Annotated in this window: 5 protein-coding genes; all 5 read left to right on the forward strand. The window is 53.3% G+C overall.

From position 1 onward, the window contains the following. A partial coding sequence (locus ABGY95_RS00710; RefSeq protein ID WP_347439757.1) for a MoxR family ATPase occupies nucleotides 1–715 on the forward strand: 715 nt, incomplete at its 5' end. A 19-nt stretch (nucleotides 716–734) separates the two neighbouring features. Next, nucleotides 735–1,625: a DUF58 domain-containing protein gene (locus ABGY95_RS00715; RefSeq protein WP_347439758.1), complete on the forward strand. Its 891-nt coding sequence runs from the start codon at nucleotides 735–737 to the stop codon at nucleotides 1,623–1,625. Further along, complete coding sequence (locus ABGY95_RS00720; protein WP_347439759.1) at nucleotides 1,615–2,538, forward strand: hypothetical protein; 924 nt, start codon at nucleotides 1,615–1,617, stop codon at nucleotides 2,536–2,538. The genes ABGY95_RS00715 and ABGY95_RS00720 overlap by 11 nt, the downstream gene beginning before the upstream one ends. Next, on the forward strand, nucleotides 2,535–3,563 hold the full coding sequence (locus ABGY95_RS00725) for a VWA domain-containing protein (RefSeq protein WP_347439760.1): 1,029 nt from the start codon (nucleotides 2,535–2,537) through the stop codon (nucleotides 3,561–3,563). The genes ABGY95_RS00720 and ABGY95_RS00725 overlap by 4 nt, the downstream gene beginning before the upstream one ends. 6 nt (nucleotides 3,564–3,569) lie before the next feature. Then, nucleotides 3,570–4,520 (forward strand): VWA domain-containing protein (locus ABGY95_RS00730; RefSeq protein WP_347439761.1); only part of this gene is annotated, 951 nt, incomplete at its 3' end.

The following is a 4,520-nucleotide window of genomic DNA, read 5'->3' on the forward strand; positions in this document are numbered from 1 at the left end:
CTACAACCAAAAAACTGGCGACTTCACCCCACATAAAGGCCCCCTCTTTTCAAACATTGTGCTCGCCGATGAGATCAACCGCTCGCCCGCTAAAGTCCAGAGTGCATTGTTAGAAGCGATGCAGGAGAAGCAGGTAACCATCGGCAATGAAAGTTATTCACTAGATGAACCCTTCCTCGTACTCGCGACTCAGAACCCAGTAGAGCAAGAAGGCACCTACCCGCTTCCAGAAGCGCAGCTAGACCGCTTCATGCTCAAGGTCATGGTCAAGTACCCAACTCTAGAAGAAGAACACACCATCATGAAACGCATGGCGGTGAGCAAGCCAAAGACTGCTGTCCGCTCGGTCATGAGCTCCGATGACATCCTCAGCATGCGCAAGTCGCTCGACACCATACACACCAGCGAAGCATTAGAGAAATACGTTCTGAGAATTGTAGATGCCACGCGTAACTCTGCGCAGTACGGCCTCGATGACCTGCCCGCTTTGATCAATCACGGAGTCTCGCCACGTGCCAGTATTTGCCTGATAAAAGGAGCCAAAGCACACGCACTACTAGAAGGCAGAGACTTTGTTACCCCAGCCGATGTCAAATGGATCGCACCCGACGTCCTGCGCCACCGCATCTCCCTCACCTACAAAGCGGAAGCTGAGGGGAAAGATGTCGAATTCATCATCGGTCGAATTCTAGAGACTATAGAAACTGTGGTGTAAACCACTCGTTAGAACTCTCATGCTGAACCAAAAAGAGCTCGAAAGTAAAGTGCGCCACATCCAGGTGCACAGCCGCAAGGCTGTGCTCGAGATGCTGGCGGGCGAATACCGAAGTAGCTTCAAGGGGATGGGCATCGAGTTTGAAGATGTCCGGGAATACCAACATGGCGATGACGTCCGGTCGATCGATTGGAATGTCACAGCCCGGACTGGCAAGCCGCATGTAAAAACATTCATGGAGGAGCGGGAGCTCTCGCTCTACTTCCTCATCGACATCTCGCAGTCCGGAGATTTCGGCAGTGGCGAGCACAGCAAGCGCGAGGTTGTCACACGCATTTTCGCCCTGCTAGCATTCGCAGCCTCGCACAACCACGACAATGTCGGACTGATTCTTTTTGCCAACGGCGTGGAACAACACATCCCACCGAGGAAGGGTAAGAACCATGTCATGCGCATGATCGACCTCATGCTGCGCCATCAAACACAAACGACGGGCACTGACATCGCGGGAGCGCTGCATCACTTTAACCAAGTGCGCAGCCGTCGTTGTGTTGCCTTTCTCTTTTCAGACTTCCTCGACACGAACTACGCCGACGCGCTGCGCGATACAGCTCACCTCCATGACCTTTCCTGCGTAGCCATTAGTGACCCGCGTGAGAGCCACCTGCCTAACGGAGGAATGATAGAGCTGCGCGATGCAGAATTAGGCACTCTGCGGACCATTGATTGCCGCGACCCCAAACTCCGCCAGAGCCTCAAAGAAAAAGCGAAGCAACGCAAAGCTGCATTGGTCGACATCTGTCACGAGGCAAAGGCCGACTTGCTCCACATAAGCACCGAAGACGACTACCTCTTTCAAATCATCCGCTTCCTCAAAGAGCGCAACAACCGCAGTGCTGATGCTCTCTAAAATTTCCCTTCTTATCGCACTCGCATGTGGTTTCCTAACTTTGCTGAATTCTTGCCAAAAAGAGCATCCCGCGAAGGATGTATTCGAGCTAAGCCAGCAAACTGAACTGTCGGATGTCTCCCTCCATTTACAGATATCCCAGTCCTCACTGAAGACTAACGAAAGCGCCCAGGTGTCGCTCAGCATAAAACACGCTCCCGGCGTCGAAATCACCTTACCCGAGTTAGAGGGCCAGCTCGGCGAATGGACTATTGCCGAGCTAAACTCACAAGCTGCAAAACTTGACTCACAATCGTGGAGCCACCACCTACTCAGCTTCGTAATAGAACCCGATCTCCCCGGTGAGACCACCTTCCCGCCCATCGGAATCAAAGTAGAAAACGAGGAGGGAGAATCGCGTGAAGTGCTGACCTCAGCAGTGACAATCGAAGTCCTTTCAGTGGGTGTGGATGCCGACACCCAACTCCGTGACATCGCCCCAGACCAACGAGATCCAGCAGACCAGCTGAGCTCAGGTAAGATGCTTCCTTGGGTCGCATCTGCCCTCTTTCTCGCCGCCATTGGTATCTTCTTTTTTCTGAAGTCTAGCCGACAGTCGCAGCTCGTCGTCTCCGCTACCATGGACGACTTCTTAGCCCTCACTGAAGCCACTCCCGAGGAAATTTCTAGTCGCTTAGAGCCCGTATTTTGCAAAGCCTATTCCAAACGCGCAAAGCTCACAAAACCATGCCACGACTTCACTAGCCTCTGCTGTGAACTCCCTAACCCACCCGATAAGTTACGCCTCCTCATATCGCGCTACGAGTCATTGCAATATAGCAAACAAGGCGGGGATTGCTCTGAAATAGCAGCACTCTACCAAGAATGCTCGGAGCTACTAACTGACAATTTCGGAAAGGAGATTGGCTCATGATTTTTGCAGCACCGTCCGCCTTTTTCTTGCTAGCCCTGCTTCCTGTTCTGTGGATTCTGCAGCGTCGTCAACGACGCGCAGATGCCATAGCCTACCCCTCTCTGGGTCTTTTCGAAGGCGTCCCCACCACATGGCGTCAACGCCTGCTTTTCATCCCCCCACTTTGTTTGCACCTCGCACTAGCATGCCTCATCACCTGCCTTGCTAGACCTCAGATAGAGACGACGGATTCACGAGAAGATCGCGAGGGAATTTCTATCCAACTCTTAGTAGATGTCTCTAGCAGCATGGATATGGACATCCAGACCGAGGATGGACCGATGACTCGGATGGAGGTGGCTAAAAAGGTGATGGAGGAATTTGTCGCCGGCGATGGAGCGGAACTCACTGGCCGGCCAGATGACATGATCGGCATCATTTCATTCGCCAGGTACACCGACAATGTCTGCCCGATGACACTCGGCCACGATGCTCTAGTCTACATGATCCGCGAGCTCACGATCAATGACCGCCCCAACGAGGACGGCACAGCCTATGGCGACGCCACAGCGCTGGCGGCAGCCCAACTCAAAGCGCAGGAAGAGCGCGAGGGCGCCCTCAAAAGTAAGGTCATCCTCTTACTCACCGACGGAGAAAACAACTGCGGCGAACAAATGCCGATGCAGGCGGCAGCGATGGCTAAGGAATGGGGAATCCGCCTCTACACCATCAGCCTGCAAAACACCCGCCCATCACGCCTAGTCACCACCGAAGAAGGCAAATTCTTTCGCCCACAAACAGTCTCGGAATCCGATCAAGTGCTCGAGAAAATGGCTCTCGCTACCGGTGGCGTTTACCGCACGGCCCATGACTTAGACTCGCTGCAAGCCGTCTACCAAGAAATCAACACGCTGGAAAAAACCAAACTGAAAGAAGTCGAGTTCTCAGACCTCGATGATGCCTTTAGCCGCTTTGCTCTAGCTGCCTTGGGCTTGCTCCTGCTCCGCTACATTCTCAACGCCACCCTGCTTCGCATCTCCCCTTAACAAGCTATGAGTGAAATAATCTTCATCCAACCTATGATGCTATGGCTGCTACTTCTCGTACCCGCCTTCATCGCGGTATTCCGTCTACGCCTCACGCTCCAACGGCGTGACCTGCATGGCTTTGGAGAAGGATCACGCGGCCGGCGCTCAGAGCACGTTTCTATGGAGCCATGGAGGCTGGCACTACTTACCATTTCGGCCATCACCATCATCCTCGCTCTCAGCCGACCAGCCATCAATCCACACCCGAAACTCATCGCTCGCGACGGCCGAGATGTAGTCTTCATGCTCGATGTATCCAAGAGCATGCTGGCAGAGGACCGATTACCTAACAGGCTAAGCTCAGCCAAATTCTCGATAGCAGAATGCGTCGAATCACTGGAAGACCATCGCTTTGGTTTGGTTGTCTTTGCGGGTTCGTCCTCCATAGTTTGCCCACTCACAATGGACAAAGACTTCTTCCTCGAGGCTCTCGAAAAAACAGGCCCGGACAGCGTGGCTCACGGCGGCACACGGATTGGAGATGCCCTGCTGAAAGCCTGCGACAAGCTCTTTTCCGATTCCAAACATGGCTACCGCGACATCGTCTTAGTCAGTGACGGTGGCGACCAAAGTGAGGGCATCAGCTCGGCTATCGAGCAACTCAACGGCAAACAAATCCGACTCCTAGCCATTGGTTTAGGAGACGAAAAAGTAGGGGCACGTATCCCCAGCAATGATGGCACGTCGGACTACATGCTCTACAAAAAGCAAGAAGTCTGGTCGAAGCTCGATGGCGCTCTACTAAGCAAGCTCGTCAACGACTGTAAGGAAGCAGCATACATCCCTGTTGGCACCAGGCAGATGGCTTTGGGCCAAATCTATCAGCGCATCAGCAGCCAAGGTGGAACCCAACAGCTGGCAGAAGAAAGCGTGATTGATTATGACGAGATATTCCACTGGTTCATTGCCATAGCC

It is taken from the genome of Rubritalea sp. (assembly GCF_039830215.1).
GTDB lineage: Bacteria > Verrucomicrobiota > Verrucomicrobiia > Verrucomicrobiales > Akkermansiaceae > Rubritalea.

Excerpts from the sequence above, each read along its gene's own strand:
- ABGY95_RS00715 (WP_347439758.1), top strand. The coding sequence starts at position 735 with ATGCTGAACCAAAAAGAGCTCGAAAGTAAAGTGCGCCACATCCAGGTG.
- ABGY95_RS00720 (WP_347439759.1), top strand. The coding sequence starts at position 1,615 with ATGCTCTCTAAAATTTCCCTTCTTATCGCACTCGCATGTGGTTTCCTA.
- ABGY95_RS00725 (WP_347439760.1), top strand. The coding sequence starts at position 2,535 with ATGATTTTTGCAGCACCGTCCGCCTTTTTCTTGCTAGCCCTGCTTCCT.